This is a genomic window from Pseudomonas salicis (assembly GCF_057128705.1).
Window position 1 is genome coordinate 501,888 of record NZ_JBSKHU010000004.1, and the last position, 19,929, is coordinate 521,816.

General features: G+C 60.3%; 15 protein-coding genes and 1 pseudogene. 7 read left to right on the forward strand and 9 right to left on the reverse strand.

The window, feature by feature from the left end; genetic code table 11:
- The first annotated feature begins 543 nt into the window (after positions 1–543).
- The 5 genes from ACWKWE_RS17040 (at position 544) to ACWKWE_RS17060 (ending at position 7,264) form a co-directional block, all read left to right on the forward strand.
- Positions 544–4,344, forward strand: a complete 3,801-nt coding sequence (locus ACWKWE_RS17040; RefSeq protein WP_483851175.1) for a bifunctional nitrate reductase/sulfite reductase flavoprotein subunit alpha — start codon at positions 544–546, stop codon at positions 4,342–4,344.
- 280 nt (positions 4,345–4,624) lie between these two features.
- A complete protein-coding gene (gene bamJ, locus ACWKWE_RS17045) occupies positions 4,625–5,410 on the forward strand; it encodes a BamJ family beta-barrel-assembly machinery protein (protein ID WP_166593393.1) in 786 nt (261 codons plus the stop codon).
- 415 nt (positions 5,411–5,825) lie between these two features.
- Positions 5,826–6,275, forward strand: a complete 450-nt coding sequence (locus tag ACWKWE_RS17050; protein ID WP_166593392.1) for a YkvA family protein — start codon at positions 5,826–5,828, stop codon at positions 6,273–6,275.
- 270 nt (positions 6,276–6,545) lie between these two features.
- A complete protein-coding gene (locus ACWKWE_RS17055; protein ID WP_483851176.1) occupies positions 6,546–6,893 on the forward strand; it encodes a helix-turn-helix domain-containing protein in 348 nt (115 codons plus the stop codon).
- Complete coding sequence (locus ACWKWE_RS17060) at positions 6,890–7,264, forward strand: hypothetical protein (RefSeq protein WP_166593390.1); 375 nt, start codon at positions 6,890–6,892, stop codon at positions 7,262–7,264. Before ACWKWE_RS17055 ends, ACWKWE_RS17060 begins: the two co-directional genes overlap by 4 nt.
- Positions 7,265–7,336: 72 nt before the next feature.
- On the opposite strand, the pseudogene ACWKWE_RS17065 reads toward ACWKWE_RS17060, so the two are convergent.
- Together ACWKWE_RS17065 and ACWKWE_RS17070 are read right to left on the reverse strand one after the other, a co-directional pair.
- Positions 7,337–8,296, reverse strand: a pseudogene (locus tag ACWKWE_RS17065) (EAL domain-containing protein); the annotation flags it as partial.
- Between the two features lie 252 nt (positions 8,297–8,548).
- Positions 8,549–10,630: a carboxy terminal-processing peptidase gene (locus ACWKWE_RS17070; protein ID WP_483851177.1), complete on the reverse strand. Its 2,082-nt coding sequence runs from the start codon at positions 10,628–10,630 to the stop codon at positions 8,549–8,551.
- A gap of 220 nt (positions 10,631–10,850) precedes the next feature.
- Here ACWKWE_RS17070 and ACWKWE_RS17075 point away from each other — a divergent pair, with 220 nt between their 5' ends.
- On the forward strand, positions 10,851–11,813 hold the full coding sequence (locus ACWKWE_RS17075) for an NAD(P)H-quinone oxidoreductase (protein ID WP_483851178.1): 963 nt from the start codon (positions 10,851–10,853) through the stop codon (positions 11,811–11,813).
- 143 nt (positions 11,814–11,956) lie between these two features.
- Here the strand turns inward: ACWKWE_RS17075 and ACWKWE_RS17080 are convergent, their stop codons facing one another.
- From ACWKWE_RS17080 to ACWKWE_RS17105, 6 genes are all read right to left on the reverse strand, one after another.
- Positions 11,957–12,610, reverse strand: coding sequence for an HAD family hydrolase (locus ACWKWE_RS17080; protein WP_483851179.1), 654 nt, complete (start codon positions 12,608–12,610; stop codon positions 11,957–11,959).
- A 207-nt stretch (positions 12,611–12,817) separates the two neighbouring features.
- Positions 12,818–13,807 carry an ABC transporter ATP-binding protein gene (locus ACWKWE_RS17085; protein ID WP_483851180.1) on the reverse strand — a complete coding sequence of 330 codons (990 nt, stop codon included), beginning with the start codon at positions 13,805–13,807 and terminating at the stop codon, positions 12,818–12,820.
- A 1-nt stretch (position 13,808) separates the two neighbouring features.
- Positions 13,809–14,606, reverse strand: a complete 798-nt coding sequence (locus ACWKWE_RS17090; RefSeq protein ID WP_166593383.1) for an ABC transporter permease — start codon at positions 14,604–14,606, stop codon at positions 13,809–13,811.
- Positions 14,593–15,435, reverse strand: a complete 843-nt coding sequence (locus ACWKWE_RS17095; protein WP_483851181.1) for an ABC transporter permease — start codon at positions 15,433–15,435, stop codon at positions 14,593–14,595. Before ACWKWE_RS17095 ends, ACWKWE_RS17090 begins: the two co-directional genes overlap by 14 nt.
- Positions 15,432–16,238 carry an alkaline phosphatase family protein gene (locus tag ACWKWE_RS17100; protein WP_483851182.1) on the reverse strand — a complete coding sequence of 269 codons (807 nt, stop codon included), beginning with the start codon at positions 16,236–16,238 and terminating at the stop codon, positions 15,432–15,434. Before ACWKWE_RS17100 ends, ACWKWE_RS17095 begins: the two co-directional genes overlap by 4 nt.
- Before the next feature lie 203 nt (positions 16,239–16,441).
- Positions 16,442–17,518 (reverse strand): ABC transporter substrate-binding protein, encoded by a 1,077-nt coding sequence (locus tag ACWKWE_RS17105; RefSeq protein ID WP_166593380.1) that lies wholly within the window; start codon positions 17,516–17,518, stop codon positions 16,442–16,444.
- A 385-nt stretch (positions 17,519–17,903) separates the two neighbouring features.
- Between ACWKWE_RS17105 and ACWKWE_RS17110 the strand changes: the two genes are divergently transcribed.
- Positions 17,904–18,623, forward strand: a complete 720-nt coding sequence (locus ACWKWE_RS17110) for a UTRA domain-containing protein (RefSeq protein WP_166593379.1) — start codon at positions 17,904–17,906, stop codon at positions 18,621–18,623.
- Between the two features lie 163 nt (positions 18,624–18,786).
- Here ACWKWE_RS17110 and ACWKWE_RS17115 read toward each other — a convergent pair whose 3' ends face one another.
- A complete protein-coding gene (locus ACWKWE_RS17115; protein ID WP_483851183.1) occupies positions 18,787–19,929 on the reverse strand; it encodes an FAD-binding oxidoreductase in 1,143 nt (380 codons plus the stop codon).

Here is a 19,929-nt window from a genome sequence, read left to right on the forward strand (position 1 = left end):
GGACTTGGAATGGATGTAGCAATGGGTGTGCCAGCGAGGGGAATGCGCACCGAACGTCAGGCTACGTACCTTGGCTTCTGCCCGAAGGGCGTGGGAGTTGGCTTGCCTACGATCTGGGGCGAAGCGGCAGCAAAATCGGGCACCTCCGTTGCGTCAGGCATACCGAGTCGTCAGATTTGCGACTGCTGCGCAGCCGATCGCAGGCAAGCCAGCTCCCACGGCCTGCGGCCAGAATCAAGAGCCCAGACCGGGTGAGTGTGTGTGAGTGTCGTACCGATTCAGCACGACATCGGTGCGATTTTGCCGTCATCGCCCCAACCTGTGGCAGCACGCCGTGTCAGCGGCAGCACCCCCAAAGCCGCCATCGCCATGCGCCCGTGCACTTCCCGGCGATGTTCAACCCGCTGGCCTGTCCCTTGCAATGTCACCTGCAAAGGCAATCAACGCAGATTGCCGTCCTTCACGACAAAGGCGCCGTGTACTCCCCGTTCTAAAGACGGAGGAGGACAGGGCGCCTTTTTTTTGGCCTCGGGAAACGTGCAGATGGCGAGCAACAGCGTGCGAAGTGTGTGTCCTTATTGTGGCGTCGGCTGCGGCATCGTCATGCAGGTCGAAGACAACCGCGTGATCAAGGTCAGCGGCGACAAGGACCACCCCACCAACCACGGTCGCCTGTGCACCAAAGGCACCACCTGCGGCCAGGCGATTGCCGAATCCGGACGTATGGAGTCAGCTTACCTGCGTCACGAGCGCCGCCAAGACCCCGTGCGTACACCCATCGACGTGGCGATCCGCGAAACCGCTCAGCGCCTGCGCACAATCCTCGACCGCGACGGTCCGGACGCGCTGGCCTTTTATGTTTCCGGGCAAATGTCGCTTGAAGCGCAATACCTGGCCAACAAACTGGCCAAGGGTTTCGTGCGCACCCGCAACATCGAGTCCAACTCGCGGCTGTGCATGGCCAGTGCGGGCAGCGGCTACAAACTGTCGCTCGGCGCCGATGGCCCGCCCGGTTCCTACGACGATTTCGACAAAGCCGACCTGTTTTTCGTAATCGGCGCGAACATGGCCGACTGTCACCCGATCCTGTTCCTGCGCATGATGGATCGGGTCAAGGCGGGGGCGAAGCTGATTGTCGTTGATCCCCGGCGCAGTGCCACGGCGGACAAAGCCGACCTGTTTTTGCAGATCAAGCCGGGGACTGACCTCGCGTTGCTCAACGGCTTGCTGCACCTGCTGTACGAAAATGACGATATTGATGCCGACTTCATCGCGTCCTATACCCAGGGCTGGGAGGCCATGCCATCGTTTCTGGCCGATTTCACGCCCGCCCATGTGGCGCGAATGACGGGACTGGCGGAAGCCGATATTCGTCAGGCGGCTGCGATGATCGGCAAAGCGCCGGACTGGATGAGCTGCTGGACAATGGGCCTGAACCAGAGCACCCATGGCACCTGGAACACCAACGCGTTGTGCAACCTGCACCTGGCGACCGGCGCGATTTGCCGGCCGGGCAGTGGCCCGTTCTCCCTGACCGGCCAGCCCAATGCCATGGGCGGCAGGGAAATGGGCTACATGGGGCCGGGACTTCCCGGACAGCGCTCGGTCCTCGTTGAACAGGACCGTTCCTTTATAGAAGCGCTGTGGTCAATCCCCCAGAGTAGCCTCGGCCAGACCGTTGGCGGCGGCACCATCGACATGTTCGAGCAGATGCGCGACGGCGCGATCAAAGCCTGCTGGATCATCTGCACCAACCCGGTCGCCAGCGTCGCCAACCGCGCTACGGTGATCGAGGCGTTGCAGGCTGCCGAATTGGTCATTACTCAGGACGCCTTCCTCGACACCGAAACTAACCGCTACGCCGACATTCTTCTGCCGGGCGCGCTGTGGGCAGAATCCGAAGGGGTGATGATCAATTCCGAGCGCAACCTGAACCTCACGCAAAAGGCCGTCGATGCACCGGGAGAGGCCTTGCCCGACTGGCAAATCATCGCCCGCGTGGCCTGTGAAATGGGCTTTGCCGACGCCTTCGGCTACACCTCGGCGGAAGACGTGTTCGAGGAAATCAAACAGGCCTGGAACCCGAAAACCGGCTACGACATTCGCGGCGCCAGTTATGCGCGCTTGCGCGAACAGCCACTGCAATGGCCCTGCGCGCCGGAGGCCCCAGGCACCCGCAACCCGATTCGTTACCTGAAGGATGGCGTCAGTCAGATGTTGAAACAGGACGAGAGCGGCCAGCGTCCCGCCATTGTGTTTGCCACCGAAAACGGCAAGGCGGTGTTTCTGCCGCGTCCGCACATGCCGCCCGCCGAACTGCCCAACGATACCTTTCCGATGGTGCTCAACACGGGCCGCGTGCAGCACCAATGGCACACGCTGACCAAGACCGGCAAGGTCGCGACCCTGAACAAACTCAACCCCGGCCCCTTCGTCGAGATTCATCCGGACGACGCCGCTGCGTTGGGCATCGCCGACAAGGATGCGGTGGAAATCCGCTCAGCGAGAGGTCATGCCGTGTTGCCCGCCGTGATCACCGACCGCGTCCGTCCCGGCAATTGCTTCGCGCCGTTTCACTGGAATGACGTGTACGGCGAACACCTCGCGATCAACGCCGTGACCAGCGACGCCATCGACCCGATTTCCCGGCAGCCGGCATTCAAGTTCTGCGCGGTCGCCTTGAAAAAGGTCGAGCTGATCGGCCATCGCTTTCTCGACCTGCCGCAGACAGAAGATGACGCCGTGGACGAGGCTGAGGGCGAGCCACTCTTGACCTTGCTGTGGGCCTCGCAGACCGGCAATGCCGAGACGTTGGCCAAAGGTTTCGGCTCACGTTTGCGCTCGGCAGGCGTGCCGGTACAAGTGTCGGCGATGGACAGTTTTTCGGCGAAGCGCTTGAGTGAAGTCAACAACATCGCGCTGATCAGCAGCACCTTCGGCGACGGCGATTCTCCAGACAACGGCCAAGGTTTCTGGCAGGCCCTGAGTGCGCAACAACAGCGGCTGGAATCGCTGCGCTACGCCGTGTTGGCGTTGGGCGATCCGAGTTATGACCGCTTCTGCCAGCACGGTCGGAATCTTGATCAGCGCTTGTCGGAACTGGGCGCAACGCCGCTGGTGAACCGGGTCGATTGTGACGGGGATTTTCAGGCGTCGGGCGAAATGTGGTTCAAGGCATTGCAGCAGGCGCTGGAGCTGGAGCTGCCTGCTGCCGAGATGCAGGAAACGATCAGCGATCAGCCGACCCGCACACGTCCTCATTACGCCCGGCTCTCGATCAATCGGCGCTTGAACGGGCAGGGCGCAAGCAAAGACACGCGCCAGTTCGCGCTCACGCTCGGGGATTCGGGCATGACCTATGAAGCGGGCGACGCTTTGGGCGTGTGGCCGCGCAATTGCCCTGCGCTGGTCGATGAAGTGCTCGACCTCACGGGGCTCAAGGCCGAGCAAGCGGTGCACGTCGCCAAGGCCGGGGAGGTTTCGCTGCGGCACGCGTTGACCGAGCATCTGGAAATCGCCCGGCCCACCCCGGAGATGCTGAATTTCATTGCCGAGCGCAGCGGCAGTCAGGAACTGAAGGTCCTGCTCGGTGAATCCCTCAGGGGCGAGCTGAAAAGCTGGCTGTGGGGGCGGCAGCTCGCAGATGTGCTACGCGAATATCCGATCCAGTGCTCAGCGCAGGCGCTACTGGAACAGCTCAAACCCTTGCAACCGCGCCTGTATTCCATCGCCTCCAGTTCAAAAGCCCATCCCGATGAAGTTCATCTGACGGTGTCTGCGGTTCGATACGGCAAACGCAAAGGCGTGTCCTCGACCTTTCTCGCCGATCGAGCGGACGACAGCCCGGTGCCGATTTTCCTGCAACCGACGCAGCACTTTCGCCCACCCCGCGACGGCGATGTGCCGATGATCATGATCGGACCGGGCACCGGCGTGGCGCCGTTTCGGGCTTTCCTGCAAGAGCGGCAGGCGAGAGGGGATCGGGGCGCCAACTGGCTGTTCTTCGGCGAGCAGCACGCGGCCACCGATTTCTACTACCGCGATGAACTGCAAGGGATGCAAAAAGGCGGGCTGCTGAACCGACTCAGCCTGGCTTTTTCCCGCGATCAGGCCGAAAAAATCTACGTCCAGCACCGCATTCGGCAACAAGGCGCCGAACTCTGGCGCTGGTTGCAGAACGGCGCGCACCTTTATATCTGCGGTGACGCCACGCACATGGCCAAAGACGTCGATCAGGCGCTGCGTGACGTAATCGCGACCCAAGGTGGCCTGAGCGAAGACCGGGCGGTCGAGCATTTGCGGCAGTTGGTCGAGCAGAAGCGCTACGTGAGGGACGTTTACTGAGGGTTTCATCCTAATTTGTCGGTGATCGTTCCACCGCTTTCGCCAGCAAGCCGGCTCCCCAGGCCTGAGCCGTCGCTGAGTCCGGCGGCGAGCGCTGGAGAAACCGCAGAAGCCGCCTGAACCAAAACTGAACCGTTTTCTCGATAGAACGAGAAAACCTTTGGTTACCTGAACTTATCGACCTTTTCCCCCTCTCATGCCGGTAGCCATTGATCGCGGCGGCCTGATAAGCTCGCGGCTTTACTCGTTTGCCCTTTCGGCGCATGAACAAGGAAACAGGATGAAACAGCATCGGTTGGCAGCGGCGATTGCCCTGGTCGGTCTGGTACTCGCGGGCTGTGATAAGCAAGCCAGCACCGTTGAGCTGAAAACCCCGGCACAAAAAGCGTCCTACGGCATAGGCCTGAACATGGGCAAGAGCCTGGCTCAAGAAGGCATGGACGATCTGGATTCCAAAGCCGTAGCGCTGGGTATCGAAGATGCCGTCGGCAAGAAAGAACAGAAACTGAAAGACGAAGAGCTGGTTGCGGCCTTCGGTGAGCTGCAAAAGCGTGCTGAAGAACGCATGGCCAAGATGAGCGAAGAGTCGGCAGCTGCTGGCAAGAAATTCCTCGAAGAAAACGGCAAGCGTAAAGAAGTGACCACTACCGCTTCTGGCCTGCAGTACGAAGTCATCAAGCAAGCCGATGGCCCAGTACCCAAGCCGACTGATGTCGTGACCGTTCACTACGAAGGCAAGCTGACTGACGGCAAGGTGTTCGACAGCTCTGTCGAGCGCGGCAGCCCGATCGATCTGCCGGTCAGCGGTGTGATTCCGGGCTGGGTCGAAGGCCTGCAACTGATGCACGTTGGCGAGAAGATCAAGCTCTACATCCCGAGCGATCTGGCTTATGGCGCTCAAAGCCCAAGCCCGATGATCCCGGCCAACTCGGTTCTGGTGTTCGACCTGGAACTGCTGGGCATCAAGGACCCGGCTGCTGCCGGCAACGACGCCGCTGGCGCAGCGGACGAGGAAGAAGAAGCTGCCCCGGCAGCAGAACCTGCCAAGCCTGCTGCCAAGAAGTAATCGATCCGTCGATTGCCGCTTGAACAGAAATGCCCCGTCTCGACGGGGCATTTTCGTTTTTGCCGAAAATAAATCGAACGGGGCAGGGAGAGGGCAGTCCCAATACCGTTGGCAGATGGAGCAATGTCGGCATTTGCTGAACGATGCGTCAGGTTTTTAACTGTCGTGGGTAGCCTCGGCCAACCCTCAAGTCAACGATTTTTTGCGTTTATTTATGTGAGTAAAAAACGCGCGATTTAAGGCAGAGCCCTATAAAACGGGCGTTTCAGCGCCGTAAACCGGCTCTGTTCACAAGGTTATCCACAATTTGTGTGGATAACCTTTTGTGCGTGAAAAAGAGCGTTTACAGGTCGGGTTCTTCCATCGAGGGCGATGGGCCATTTGGTCGATTTTTATCGATATCGCTGGAGTGAATATGAAAGCACCCTGGAATTTCATTCGTTACCTGCCCATGGCCAAGCGGTTGATGGCAGCAGGTCGTTTGCCCGCATTGTTGTTCGCGGTGGCGGGCAAGGCCGCGAGCGATGGCAACCGGCTGGGCAAACTCAAGGACGACCTCAAGCTCTTGCAGGCACTGTGTCTGGCGTACTGGCGCGGTGAGTACCGGGCCATCAGTGGCAAGGCTATTTTGTCGGTGGTGGCGGGGCTGATGTATTTTTTGAGCCCGTTGGACGCCATTCCAGACTGGATTCCGGGATTGGGCATGCTAGACGACATCGCGGTCCTGGCGTGGGTGATGAAGAGCCTGGAAGCCGAACTCAGCGCATTCCGCGCCTGGCGTGAGCGGCAGAGCCCGGAAAAGCTTGCTGTGGTCGAGCGTTTGCCCTCGACGCCGAAAGTGCTGGAGCAAGAAAAGAAAGACTGACAGCTGATCTGCTCCCGCCCGATCCACCTGTGGGAGCGAATTCATTCGCGAAGGGGTGCAGGCGATGGAGATGCGGCGTTTGTAAAACCGATTCGCGAATGAATTCGCTCCCACAGGTCAGCTCACCGGCATCCCAATCCCCCAAAACGTCGTTCATGAGAAAACTCTGTCGATCCCCCGTACGCCTTTGCCCCTCTTCCGCTGGTAAGATGCCGCCAATACAGAGAAAAAGATTACAAGAAACGGCTATTCGTCCTACAGGGGGTGGTTATGGATCTTCAGGTTATTTCTCGCGATGGAGAGCCAGAATACGCGGTGTTGCCATGGGCGGAGTATCAGGCGCTGTTGAAGGCGGCGGGCGTGTCCCGTGCACCGGAGGCAGCCCCGTCCGACCAGTCTGCCGCGTCCGCCGCTGCCGATTCGGATTTGCCCTCGTTCGACCAACTGGGGTCACTGCGCCAGGCCAAGGGTGTCGAGCTGGCCGTACTGGCCCGAGCGGTGGGGATCAGCCCTTCTTATCTGGAAATGATCGAAAGCGGAAACCGTGAGCCCGACGCCGCCATACAGCGCAGTCTCGCCTGGGAATTGGGCGTGCCGGGCTGGCGAGGTGAAGCATGAGCGTGCGCATCAGCCGTCAGCATTGGGAGGCGCTCCTGAGTGAGCTGGACCTCGCCCGTCGCCAACGCCATCTGGTCACCTACCGCGCCTTGCTTGAACGCCTGCAATTGCCGACTCCGGCGATGCAAACCCTGACCGCCGCCCTCGAACACCTCGCCGCCCTCGACGCCCGAGCCGAACAGCCGTTGCGCAGCTCGCTGGTCATCAGTCAGGGCGCCAGCCGTCTGCCGCGCACCGGCTTCTTCGAATGCGCTGAACGCCTCGGCCGTTTCACCGGCCCCTCCGACGGCATCGCTGCTGCTTCCTGGCACGCCGCCGAAGTCGTGCGGGTGTTCGAGTTCGAATACGCGGAAGAGGTCAAGCCGAGTTAGATCATCGCGGCCCGGCGGGGCGGCGTTCGCCATCGATCAGTGGCCCCATCAGGCGCGAGTGGTTACACGCAGGTCCGACAGCGCATTCCTATGGACGACGCCTACGGGGCGATGACCTTCATCCACGATGGCCAGGGCGTGCAGATCGCCATGGCGACGAAAGAGTTCCAGCACATCAGCAATCGGCGTGGATTCAAGCACCACAGGTTGAGTGTTGAGCAGCAAATCGAGGTCGCCCACTGCGCCACTGAAACTCCCTGCGCTCGGACCGAGCATCGGCAGCAGCGCGCGAGCGTCGCGGGGTGGGTGTTCTTGCGGGCGACACAGCAGATAGCCCTGCACCAGCTCGACGCCCATGTCGATCAGCACCTCCAGCTCTTCCTGCAATTCGATGCCTTCGGCGATCACCAGCGCCCGGGAGGCCTTGGCCATCTGCAACATGGAGCCGACGAACTCGCGCTTCACAGCATCCTGATGAATGCCGTCGATGAAGTGGCGGTCGATCTTCACGTAATCCGGACGCAGCTCGGACCACAGGCGCAGACTGGAATAGCCCGCGCCCAGGTCGTCCAGTGCGATGGAAAAACCCATATCGCGGTAGTGATACAACGCGTTGTACAGCAGGCCGAAGTCGTCGGTCGGCGTCTGTTCGGTCAGCTCGATCACCACCTGGCTCGGCGGAATGCCGTAGCGTTGCAACAGCTGCAAGGTGCGTCCCGGCGGGTGTGAAGGCTCCAGCAGGGATTCGGGCGAGATGTTGAGGAACAGTTTGCCTTCCAGCTTCTGCTCGCTGAAACGTCGGCAGGCAGATTCGCGGCAGGCGAGTTCCAGCTCGCTCAGGCGACCGGTCTGACGGGCAACAGCGAACAGGCTGATGGGGGAGTGCAGGGCGCTGTTGGACGGGCCGCGGGTCAGGGCTTCGTAGCCAAGGATCCGGCGATCCGGCAGCGACACAATCGGTTGGAACAGGCTGTGCAAGTCGCGGTGAGTCAAAATCGCACTCAAGGCGCTCAGCTGTTCGGTCACGGTCATGGCAATCTCGGAGCAAGAAAAAGGGGCTCGACGCCTGGCGCCGAGCCCCGTATTTCACGACAGATTCATGACTGTTTGATGACGCTTTGCCATCACCTCGTCGTCTTTCATGATCCCACTGGACTGTAAGAGTGAGCTTGCTCGCGATATCGGTCTGCCTGATGCATTTAGCTAACCGGCCGGCCTGACGCAATCGCGAGCAAGCTCACTCCTACAGGGAGGGCGAAGGTTCGTACGCCCGTTCTGCTTTGCTCACTTCTTCGCCACTGTCCCGCTCAAACCGAGGTAGTCGAGGAGAATCCGGCCAGTCTCAGCCAGGTACGCATCGTCTTCCGGCTTGGTCTTGTCGTCGTCCACCGGCAGTGCGTCCTCGTCTTCTTTCTTCAGCTCTTTGAGCGGTTCTTCGCCCTTGGCCTTGCGACGGGTGTTTTCCATCACCAGCTGCTTGGCGTCGATGTCGGCGTGTTCGGCGCGACGCTCGGCTTCGTTGAGGCTGACGGTCTTCTCGCTCATGAGTTTCTTGGCCAGCGCGAGTTTCTGTTCGACGAACACGAACTCGGCGTCTTTGGCAGAACGCACGTCGTGACGCGATTGCAGCTGGGCCAGGAACGGTTTGAACGGGTCCACCGCCGGCTTGATCGCAGGCTTGATGGTGTCGTAGGTCATCGCTTCCGGCAGCGCGCTTTCGCCGATTTCCTTGGTGTCGATGATCGACGGGTAGGCGATGTCAGGCAGGACGCCCTGATGTTGCGTGCTCTGACCGGACACCCGGTAGAACTTCGCCAGCGTCAGTTTCAGCTCACCGTGGTTCAGCGGCTGAATGGTCTGCACGGTGCCCTTGCCGAAGGTCTGGCCGCCGATGATCAACGCGCGGTGATAGTCCTGCATGGCGCCGGCGAAAATTTCCGAAGCCGAGGCCGAGAGGCGGTTGACCAGCAACGCCATCGGGCCTTTGTAGAACGCGCCGCTGTTTTCGTCTTCCAGCACGTCGACCTTACCGTCAGCGTTACGCACCAGCACGGTCGGACCTTTGTCGATGAACAGACTGGTCAGCTCGGTGGCTTCCTGCAGCGAACCCCCGCCGTTGTTACGCAGGTCGATGACCACGCCGTCCACTTTCTCGGACTGCAATTCGGTCAGCAGTTTTTTCACGTCGCGGGTCGTGCTCTTGTACTCAGGATCCCCGGCACGGTAGGCCTTGAAGTCCAGATAAAAGGCAGGAATCTCGATCACGCCCAGCTTGTAATCCTTGCCGTCCTGATTCAGGTGCAGGACCGACTTCTTGGCCGCTTGCTCTTCGAGCTTCACAGCCTCACGGGTGATCGACACGATCTTGGTGGTCTGGTCGTTCGGCGCATTGCTGGCCGGGACGATTTCCAGACGCACCACGGAGCCTTTCGGACCGCGAATCAGCTTGACCACTTCGTCCAGACGCCAGCCGATCACGTCGACCATCTCTTTGTCGCCCTGGGCAACGCCGATGATCTTGTCAGCCGTCGCGACCTGCTTGGTCTTCGCCGCCGGGCCTGCGGGCACCAGGCGCACGATCTTCACATTGTCGTTGTCGCTTTGCAGAACGGCACCGATGCCTTCCAGCGACAGACTCATGTTGATGTCGAAGTTTTCCGCGCTGTCAGGCGACAGGTAATTGGTGTGCGGGTCGTAGGACATCGCGAAGGTGTTCAGGTACGCCTGGAAGATGTCTTCGCTGCGGGTCTGGCCGAGGCGCGCCAATTGGTTCTTGTAGCGCTTGGTCAGGGTTTCCTGAATTTTCGCCGGGTCTTTGCCCGCGATCTTCAGGCGCAGGACTTCATCCTTGACGCGTTTGCGCCACAGGTCGTCGAGTTCGGCTTCGTTTTTCGGCCATGGCGCATCTTTGCGATCGACCAGCAACGTTTCGTTGGTGGTCAGGTCGATCTTGTCGACGCCTTTATCCAATTGGGCCAGCGCAAAATCCAGACGCGACTTGATGCGGTCCAGATAGCGTTTGTAGATAGTGAATCCCGGATTCAGATCGCCGCTCTTGAGGAAGTCGTCGAACTGAAAGCGCCATTTGTCGAACTCGGCGATGTCGCTGGCGAGGAAATAGCTGCGCGCAGGATCGAGGAGCTTCAGGTAGCTCTGATAGATGATTTCCGAGCGTTTGTCGTCCAGCGGCGGCTTGCTGTAGTGGTGGCGTTTGAGCAACTCCACGACATTCAAGCTGGCGATGACTTCATCGCGATCAGGCTGAAGATTGTCCCAGCTGTTGGCTGCGAACGAACTGGCCGACATTGGCAATGCAGCCAGGCCAATGAGGAATGCAAGGGTGGTGCTGGGCAAAAAATGCTTCATGCTGATTCGACGCGGGGACAATTGATAACGCATATTAGGCCGTCTTTGAGGTCGCCGGTTCCCTACAGGCTCCGTGAAGACCACTGCGTTCGGCTGCCTTGTCCTGCCGTCGCACGTGGTGTATTCACACAACCTGATGCGAAACCCGGTCGCATAATGCAAAAAGCCCGAACGGCCGCGAGGCACATCGAGCTCAGTCAAGACTCACTATGGAGGCACCGTGAAAGCATTGCAAGGCGTTGAAGGTCATGTGGAATGGGTTGAACAGCCATCACCGACGCTCGATGTAGGCCAGGTTCGCATAAAGGTCGCCGCGGCCGGGCTCAATCGGGCCGATCTGTTGCAGCGCGCGGGCCTGTATCCGCCGCCGCCGGGCGTCACCGAAATTCTGGGGATGGAGTGTTCCGGGGTGATCGCCGAAGTGGGGCCGGGCACGTCCTGGACCGTGGGAGACCGCGTCTGCGCGCTGGTTGCAGGCGGGGCGATGGCCGAGGAAGTGGTGGTCGACGCACGGCATGTTTTGCCGGTGCCGGAGGGTATGTCGCTGCATGAAGCGGCGGGCATTCCCGAAGTCTACGCAACCGCGTGGCTCAATCTGTTCCAGTTGGCCGGTCTGAAGCCAGGTGAAAAAGTCTTGCTGCACGCGGGAGCAAGTGGCGTTGGTTCAGCTGCCATTCAGCTGTGCAAGGCGTTCGGCAGCCCGTGCTGGGTCAGTGTTGGCTCGGCAGAGCGGCTGAAGTATTGCGAAGACCTCGGGGCACAGGGCGGGGTGATCCGCGGCGAAAGCCTGGACGGCCTCAGCGACTTCGGGCCGTTCAACGTGATTCTTGATCCGGTGGGCGCCAACTATGCCGCGCTGAACCTGAAAGTGCTGGGCACCGATGGCCGTCTGGTGTTGATCGGCCTGATGGGCGGACGCAAGGCTGAACTGGACCTGGCGCTGGTCCTCGGCAAACGCATCCAGATCCTCGGCTCGACCCTGCGCAGTCGCGACGATCAGTTCAAGGCCGATCTACTCGCCGATCTGGGGCAACACGTCTGGCCGCTGTTCACCGAAGGCCGCCTTAACCCACAGCTGGCGCGGACCTTTCCAATCCTCGAAGCGGAAGAGGCTTACGCGGAACTGGCGACGAATCAGGTGTCGGGGAAGGTGGTGTTGGTGATTGATGAAACGCTGGTCTGACAAATCGTTCTGACGTTTCTCACCTGTGGGAGCGAGCTTGCTCGCGAAAGCGTTAGCCCAGGCGCTATCCAGTGCTTGGGCCGGCGCATTCGTGATCAAGCTCACTTCTACAGGAGGATGTGGGCCTCAAGTGAGTGCAAGCGTCATTTCCAGCTATGAATCGGCCAGCCGGCTTTTTCTGCTGCTTCTCGCAGGGCAGGATCCGGATTGACCACGTGGGGAAAATCTACCTTCTGCAACAGCGGCAAATCATTGCGTGAATCGGAGTAGAAACTCGCCCCTTCCAGATTCTCGCCTTCCTGATCCAGCCACTCCATTAACCGCGTGATCTTGCCTTCGCGGTAGGTCAGCACGCCGGTGGTCTTGCCGCTGTAGACGCCGTGGGCGACCTCCAGATCGATGGCCAGCACTTCGTCGACGCCGATGCGGTCGGCGATGGCTTTTACCAGGTGCACGCCTGAAGCGGAGATGATCAGGATGCGGTCGCCGTTGGCGCGGTGTTCGGCGATGGTGCGGGTGGCGTCGCTGAAAATGATCGGTTCGATGTAGTCCTCGACCCAAGGGCCGACGAGGAAATCCACCTCTTCAGGCGTGCGACCGATCATGGGTTCCAGGCTGAAGGCCATGTAGTCCTCCATCGCCAGATCGCCCTTGCTGTAGGCCTCCATCAGTTCATGGTCTTTCTTCATGAACCACTCGGTGTCGACCCAGCCCAGACGCCCCATCTGCTCGCTCCACAAGCTGGCGCAGTCGCCGTGAATCAGGGTTTCGTCCAGATCGAAAATGGCCAGTGCCATGGTGTTGGTCCTCTTAAATCAAAACATACACAGATCGGTTGGCCTGCGCGGACCTGTAGGAGCGCGGCTTGTCCCGCGATGGACGGGGCACCCGTCCTAAAACCTGACGACCCTGCATTCCTGACACACCGCGTTTACTGAATTTGCTGCCGGTTCCCGGCAGGTCGCGGGACAAGCCACGCTCCTACAGGTACAGCGCTCAGCCAGTCACGCCACTTCACACAACGCCGACGCTTCGATGTTCAGGGTGACGCGGCGGCCGTTCGGGTGCAAGTCATCAGCCGAGCGGTTGAGCACGTCGACCACCAGCTCCACCCCGCGCGCTTCGATGCGGTAGCGAATCACATTGCCCAGCAAACTGTGGCTGCGCACTTCGCCTTCAAGCGCGCCGGTGAGGCTGAGTTGAATGGCTTCCGGACGAATCGCCACGCGGCTGTTGATGGGGCGTTGCATCAGGCGGCTGGCGGCGTCGGCTTCGAGCAGGTTGTAGTTGCCGATGAAGCCTGCGGCAAACGCATCCACCGGCGCGGTGTACAGGGTTTCGGCGTCGCCGCTTTGCACGATCCGGCCCTGGTTCATCAGGAAAATCCGGTCGGACATGGTCAACGCTTCTTCCTGATCGTGGGTCACGAAAATCGTGGTCAGACCCAGTTCCTGCTGAATCGCACGAATCTGTTCACGCAAATGTTTGCGAATCCGCGCATCGAGTGCCGACAGCGGTTCATCGAGCAGCAGCAGGCGAGGGCGGGTCACCAGCGAGCGGGCCAACGCCACACGCTGGCATTGCCCGCCCGACATCTGGTGCGGGTAACGCTTGGCCAGCTCGTTCAGCTCGACCAGCTTCAACACTTCCGCCACGCGCTGCTTGGTTTCCTCGGCGCTGACCTTCTGCATGCGCAAACCGAAGGCGACGTTCTGCTCCACGTTCATGTTCGGGAACAACGCATAGCTCTGAAACACCATGCCGATCCCGCGCTTCTGTGGCGACACGGGGACGATGTTTTTGCCATCGAGAAAAATCTTGCCGCTGGTGACCGAGGTCAGCCCGGCAATGCAGCGCAACAGCGTGGACTTGCCGCAGCCGGACGGGCCGAGCAGGGTGACGAATTCGCCCTGGTTGATCACGCAGTTGATGTCGCTGAACACAGCGGTGCTGGCATAGTTCTTTTGCAGGTTTTCGACAGTGACGAAGCTCATGTCAGTCTTTGTCCTTGTTCAGTCGGTTGGCCGCCCAGGTCAGCAGCAATACGAAGAAGAAATAAGAGATCACCAGCGCGCTGTTGAAGTGGCCGCTGCTGTTGCGCATGTTATTGAGGTACACCTGCAGGGTCTCGTAACGGGTGCCGACCAGCAGGTTGGCGAACACGAACTCGCCGAACAGGAAAGAGAATGACAGCAGCAGGGCGATCATCAGGCCCTTGCGCAGGTTCGGCAGCACCACCAAGAACGCCGCTTGAAAGGTGCTGGCGCCAAGCAGTTGCGCGGCGTCCATCAGGTCCACCAGATTGATCGCTTGCAGGTTGTTGGTGATCGCCCGGTACATGAACGGCAGGGCCACGGTGAAGTAGCAACCGATCAGAATCCACGGCGTGCCGACCATCGCCAGCGGCCCCGAACCGTAGAGCTGCAACAGCCCCACCGACGACACCACCGGCGGCACCGCGAAAGGCAGCAGGATGAGGATGTTCATCAGCGCGTCGAGTTTAGGGAAGTGGTAATGCACCACGAACAACAGGGGCAGAACCAGCACCACCGAGAGGATCAGCGCGCCGACGCAGACCAACAGCGACTGGGCGAAGGCCATCAGAAAGCGCGGGTCGCTCCACAGCGCCACGTACCATTTGTAGGTGAAGCCTGCGGGCAGAATGGTCGCTGACCAGCTGGTGGCGATCGAATACACAAACGTGCCGAGCAACGGCGCCAGCAGGATCAGAAACAGGATGTACACCACCACGCGGTGGTAAAGCCCGACCGGGCCGTGTTCAGCGCGAGACATGGTAGCTCCTCTTCAACAGCCACTGATGGACGACGGTCACGAGGGTCATCATGCCCACCAGAATCATCGCCAGGGAGCTGGCCATGTTCGGGTCCAGCGTAATGTCCCCGGCCACCATCGCGGCAATGCGGATCGGCAGCACGTTGAAGTTACCGGTGGTCAGCGCGTAGACCGTCGCATAGGCGCCAAGTGCGTTGGCCAGCAGAATCACGAAGGTGCCCAGCAGGGCAGGGGTCAGCACCGGAATGCCGATGTGCCGCCAGAAATCCCAGCCGCTGGCGCCGAGCAGCGAGGCCGATTCGCGCCAGTCGTCACGCAGCGCGTCGAACGCCGGGTACAGCAGCAACACGCCGAGGGGAATCTGGAAGTAGGTGTAGAGGATGATCAGGCCGGTCTTCGAATACAGGTTGAAGTCGTCGATGATCCCGGCCTGCTTGAGGATCAACGTCAGCGCGCCGTTGAAGCCCAGCAGAATGATGAAGGCGAAGGCCAGTGGTACGCCGGAAAAGTTGCTGGTCATGTTGGCGAAGGCGCTGACGAAATCCCGCAGCCGCGAGGGGACTTTGCGCAGCGAATAACTGCCGAGAATCGCGATGACGATGCCGATCAGGCTCGACCAGAAACTGATCTCCAGGCTGTATTGCATGGCCTGTCGGTAGAAGCGCGAGTTGAAGGCTTTGACGAAGTTGTCGATGCCCCAGCCGACGTCCGAATGCAGGCTGTTGATCGCGACCCACGCCAGCGGCGCGATCTGAAACGCGATGAAGAAAATCGCAAACGGCACCAGGCACAAAAGCCCCAGCCATTTGCCGCGACTCTGTGAATTCACTTGAGCACCTCTCTGCAGACGGGTTTGTCGTGGGGCACGCCGAGCAGCTCGCAGACGATGCCGCAGATCTCGGTCTGTTTCGGTTGCGCGCCGGGGTCGAGGCTGAACGCGTCGCCGATGACGAACAGCGGTACCTCGCGTTCTTCCGGCAGGATGCCGTTGTGGGAGCGGTCGTTGTTCATGCCGTGGTCGGCGGTCACCAGCACTTGGTAGCCCGCGTCGAGCCAGCGTTGCAGGTACTCGGCGAGGATGATGTCGGCCGAGCGCGCGCTGTTGCGGTATTGCGGGGTGTCGAGGCCGTGTTTGTGTCCAGCGTCGTCGATGTTCATCGGGTGGATGAACAGGAAATTCGGCTGATGCGCGGTTCGCAGATGCTCGGCATCGTCGAACAGATGGGAATCGGGGTAGTGATCGACGTAGTAAAAATGGCCGTGCTGAATCGGTAGATCGATGTCATCGGTGTGGCGATCACGGGCGGCGATGAAGGGGCTGCGGTTGTACAGCTCACTGACCCAGTGATAGGCCGCTGCGGCGGTGTTCAACCCGGCGGCTGCGGCATAGTGAAAGACGCTGCGCTGGTTGGACAGACGGGAAACGTGGTTGTGCACGATGCCGCTGTCGATGGGCGGCACGCCGGTCAGGATGCATTCGTAAAGGGGGCGGGACAGGGCAGGCAGCTCGCATTCCAGCTTATAGAGCGCGGCGCGACCTGCGTTCCGGTACGCCAGCAGATGCCCCATCGCATGCTGCGCCACGCTGTAACTCAGGCCGTCCAGCAGGATGAGGATGACGTTGTGTTTCATGCGCGCTCCGGGAGGGGGGCTGGGGTTCTGTATTTCTACAGCAGACCTGACACCGATTTTCTGTAGGAGTGAGCTTGCTCGCGATCTCGGTGGGTCAGGCTCTGTTGAGGTCTCTGGACGAACCTCATCGCGAGCAAGCTCACTCCTACAGGGGACGTGTGGCGTTACACATAGCGCTTCATCCCTGAAGCGCCACTGGGGTCTTACTGCATCTCTACGATGACCTGCTCGTTCCACTGCTGCGGCAGGGCTTTCGAGGTTTTTTCCCACGCGTCTGCGTTTTTGATCGGCTGCGGATTCGCCTTGACGTATTGCTCGGACGGGATCAGGTTTTTCGCGATTTCTTCCGGCAGCTTCAGACCGGTTTCAGCGCGAATCGGACGGGCGTTGCCCTTCGCGAGGTTGATCTGACCTTCGTCACTGAAAATGTATTCGCGGGTCAGCTTGGCGGCGTTCGGGTGCTTGGCGTATTTGTTGATGATGGTGGTGTAGCCGGATTTGACCGAACCATCGGACGGGATCAGCACCACGTAGTCATCCGGGTTGGCCATCTTGGCCTTGTAGCTCAGGCCGTTGAAGTCCCAGACGATGCCGACTTCCACTTCGCCTTTTTCCATGGTCTGGATGGTCGGGTTGTTGATGCCCAGGCGTTTCTGTTTCGCCAGTTCCGTGAACAGTTGCAGGCCAGGGGCGATGTTGGTCTCGTCGCCTTTCATGGCGATGGCGGCGGCCAGCACGCCGTTGGCGGCTTGAGCGGCGGTGCTCACGTCACCGATGGTGACTTTGTATTTGCCGTCTTTCAGGTCAGCCCAGGACTTCGGCACGTCGGAGCCGTGCAGCAGCTTTTTGTTGACGATGAAGGCGATGGTGCCGGTGTAGGCCAGTGCCCAGTGACCGTCCTTGTCTTTTGCCCAATCCGGGATTTGACTCCAGGTGGTCGGTTTGTACGGTTGGGTCACACCCTTTGTGACGGCGATAGGGCCGAACGCGGCACCCACGTCACCGATGTCGGCACTGGCGTTGTCTTTCTCCGCATCGAACTTGGCGACTTCCTGCGCCGAGCTCATGTCGGTGTCCATGTGCACGAGGCCGTACTTGGCGGTCAGGTCGGTCCAGGTGCCTTTCCAGTTCGCCCAGTCATCGGGCATCCCCACACTGTTGATCGCGCCTTCGGTCTTGGCCGCAGCTTCCAGCGTCTTAAGGTCGGTGTCCGCGGCCATGGCCGATGTGCTCAGCGCGATGGCCGAACCCAGGAGTGATGCCAGCAAAAGGTGTTTCATTCGAAGCTCCTTTGGTCACTTCTCGACCTCGATTGGGAAAGGGTCGGGGAAGCGGTGGTTGCGGGTGGGTGTCTCTAATGGTTTGGTCTAGGTCAGCAATACCTGAGCCAAGTTAGGCGAGCCTCATGACACTTTCGTGTCTGGACCGTCTTTTGCTTGAATGACGCCAGGCAGGGGGTACGGCTGTGGAATAAGCGTAGACCATGGCCAAGTGGCTGATCTGAAAAGGTTAATGTCTTTTAAATGGCTGATTTTTCAAGCCGATTGCGGTGGAATGTCACGGAACAGTCATCTAGGCTGCCTAGGCTCTGGGTCATTGAAGCGGGCGCTTGAGCGGTACGCTTTGCCCCCGATTAGCGCTGGTCTAGTCCAGATAGGTAACGCAATGCGCCAAGATGTGCCCCGTGCGGTGACGACCATCTGCAATGCCCTGCAAGAGCAGATCGAACACGGTCTGTTGCCGCCTGGCAGCAAGTTGCCCGCCGAACGCAAACTCAGCGAAGTCTTCGACACCACGCGCATTACCTTGCGCGAGGCGCTGGTGCAGCTGGAAGCTCAAGGGCTGATTTATCGCGAAGAGCGCCGAGGCTGGTTCATCTCTCCACCGCGTCTCGCGTACGACCTGATGCGCCGCAGCCACTTCCACGCGATGGTCGAAGCGCAGGGCAGGGTGCCCGCGACCCAAGTGATTTCTGCCCGGTTGCAGCCTGCGTCCGCAGCGATTTGCGGGTGGCTGCAACTGCCAGCCTTGTCCAGCGTGATCCAGATTTGCCGCGCCCGACGCATCGATGAGCGCTTGGTGCTGTACGTCGAGCACTGCCTCAACCCCGAGTATTTTCCGCAGATTCTGGACTTCGACCTGAACCAGTCCCTGACCGAACTCTACGCCCGCCATTACGACATTCGTTACGGCCAGGTGCGATTCGAGATGGTGCCGACGGCGTTACCTGTTGAGGCAGCGGCAGCGTTGAAAGTGTCGATCGGCAGCCCTGGGTTGCGGATTGCCAGGGTCAACCATGACCAGCGCGGACGGCTGATCGATTGCGACCTGGAGTATTGGCGACACGATGCGATTCACGTGAGCGCGGTGGTGGGTGAGCGCTGAGCGCGCTTGGTCTGGCAGGTGTACGCAACCTCCCCTGTGGGAGCGAATTCATTCGCGATTCGCCCGTGCAGGCCACACATCTCTATCGCCTGACACATTTTTCGCGAATGAATGCGCTTCCACAGGAGACCCATGTGCAGGCCTGACGGGATCGCCCACTGACTTATAAATCAATCACCAGATCAGACGTCGGCTTGCTGCAACACAACAACCGCAACCCCTTGTCGATTTCCCGTTGGCGAATCCCGCCGTTGTGATTCATCTCCACCGTCCCTTGCAGCAACGAAGTTTTGCAGGTGCCGCACACGCCCTGGCTGCACGACGACGGCACGATGGCCCCGGCCTTTTTCGCTGCTGACAACACGGTCTGCGTTGCGGGCATGCTGAAGGTCTTGCCGGAGCGGGACAGGGTGACGGTGAACAGCTTCTCGCCCTGCTCGACACTTGGGGCGGCCTCGATCAACGGCTCTTCCACCAGCGCCGCAATGTCGAAGCTCTCTTCGTGATAATGGGCGAAATTGTAACCGCCGTTTTTCAGCAGCGCCTTCACCGCGTCCATGTAGCCCTTCGGCCCGCAGGTGAAAACCTCGCGCTCTTTGAAGTCCGGCACAGCCTCACTCAGCAGCTCCAGACTCAGGCGACCGACCGGCCCCTTCCAGTCCACGTGAGCCCCCAGGCCCTCGCACACATTCAGCACCCGCAGTCCGGGCATCAACGCCTGCATGCGGGTCAGTTCGTCGTGAAAGACGATATCGACGGGCGTCCGCGCGCTGTGCACGAACACGACATCCAGCTGCGCCGACAGGTCGAAACCGGCGCGGGTCATGGACATCAACGGCGTCACGCCCGACCCTGCCGAGAGGTACAGCAACTTGGCGGCGGGATGACCGACCGGAGTAAAACTGCCAGCTGGTCCTGAAGCCCCGAGCGTATCGCCCGCCCGCAGATTGTCGTGCAGCCAGTTCGACACCACGCCATTCGGCACACGCTTGACCGTGATCGAGAACGAGAACGGCCGCGTGGGCGATGACGACAGCGTGTAGCAACGGGCGATGGTCTGCCCGGCGATCACCGGCGAAATCGTGATGAATTGCCCCGGCTCGAAACTCAGCGCGTTGAAGTCCGGGCAGCGAAAGCTGAAAGTCTTCACGTCATGGGTTTCGTCGCGCACGTCGCAGCACAGCAGGGTTTTCTGCTCGCCGCTGTTCCACTGCGCGCCGTACGCACCCCAGGTGTCCGCGTCGGTGAAGCGTTGCTGCGAGGACGCGTTACCAAGCTGGGTAGGCAATGTCTCGAATCGGGTCAT

Bases quoted from the DNA above. Each gene is read 5' to 3' on its own strand.
- ACWKWE_RS17040 (WP_483851175.1), top strand. From the start codon at position 544: ATGGCGAGCAACAGCGTGCGAAGTGTGTGTCCTTATTGTGGCGTCGGC.
- bamJ (WP_166593393.1), top strand. From the start codon at position 4,625: ATGAAACAGCATCGGTTGGCAGCGGCGATTGCCCTGGTCGGTCTGGTA.
- ACWKWE_RS17050 (WP_166593392.1), top strand. From the start codon at position 5,826: ATGAAAGCACCCTGGAATTTCATTCGTTACCTGCCCATGGCCAAGCGG.
- ACWKWE_RS17055 (WP_483851176.1), top strand. From the start codon at position 6,546: ATGGATCTTCAGGTTATTTCTCGCGATGGAGAGCCAGAATACGCGGTG.
- ACWKWE_RS17060 (WP_166593390.1), top strand. From the start codon at position 6,890: ATGAGCGTGCGCATCAGCCGTCAGCATTGGGAGGCGCTCCTGAGTGAG.
- ACWKWE_RS17070 (WP_483851177.1), bottom strand. From the start codon at position 10,630: ATGAAGCATTTTTTGCCCAGCACCACCCTTGCATTCCTCATTGGCCTG.
- ACWKWE_RS17080 (WP_483851179.1), bottom strand. From the start codon at position 12,610: ATGGCACTGGCCATTTTCGATCTGGACGAAACCCTGATTCACGGCGAC.
- ACWKWE_RS17085 (WP_483851180.1), bottom strand. From the start codon at position 13,807: ATGAGCTTCGTCACTGTCGAAAACCTGCAAAAGAACTATGCCAGCACC.
- ACWKWE_RS17090 (WP_166593383.1), bottom strand. From the start codon at position 14,606: ATGTCTCGCGCTGAACACGGCCCGGTCGGGCTTTACCACCGCGTGGTG.
- ACWKWE_RS17100 (WP_483851182.1), bottom strand. From the start codon at position 16,238: ATGAAACACAACGTCATCCTCATCCTGCTGGACGGCCTGAGTTACAGC.
- ACWKWE_RS17105 (WP_166593380.1), bottom strand. From the start codon at position 17,518: ATGAAACACCTTTTGCTGGCATCACTCCTGGGTTCGGCCATCGCGCTG.
- ACWKWE_RS17110 (WP_166593379.1), top strand. From the start codon at position 17,904: ATGCGCCAAGATGTGCCCCGTGCGGTGACGACCATCTGCAATGCCCTG.
- ACWKWE_RS17115 (WP_483851183.1), bottom strand. From the start codon at position 19,929: ATGACCCGATTCGAGACATTGCCTACCCAGCTTGGTAACGCGTCCTCG.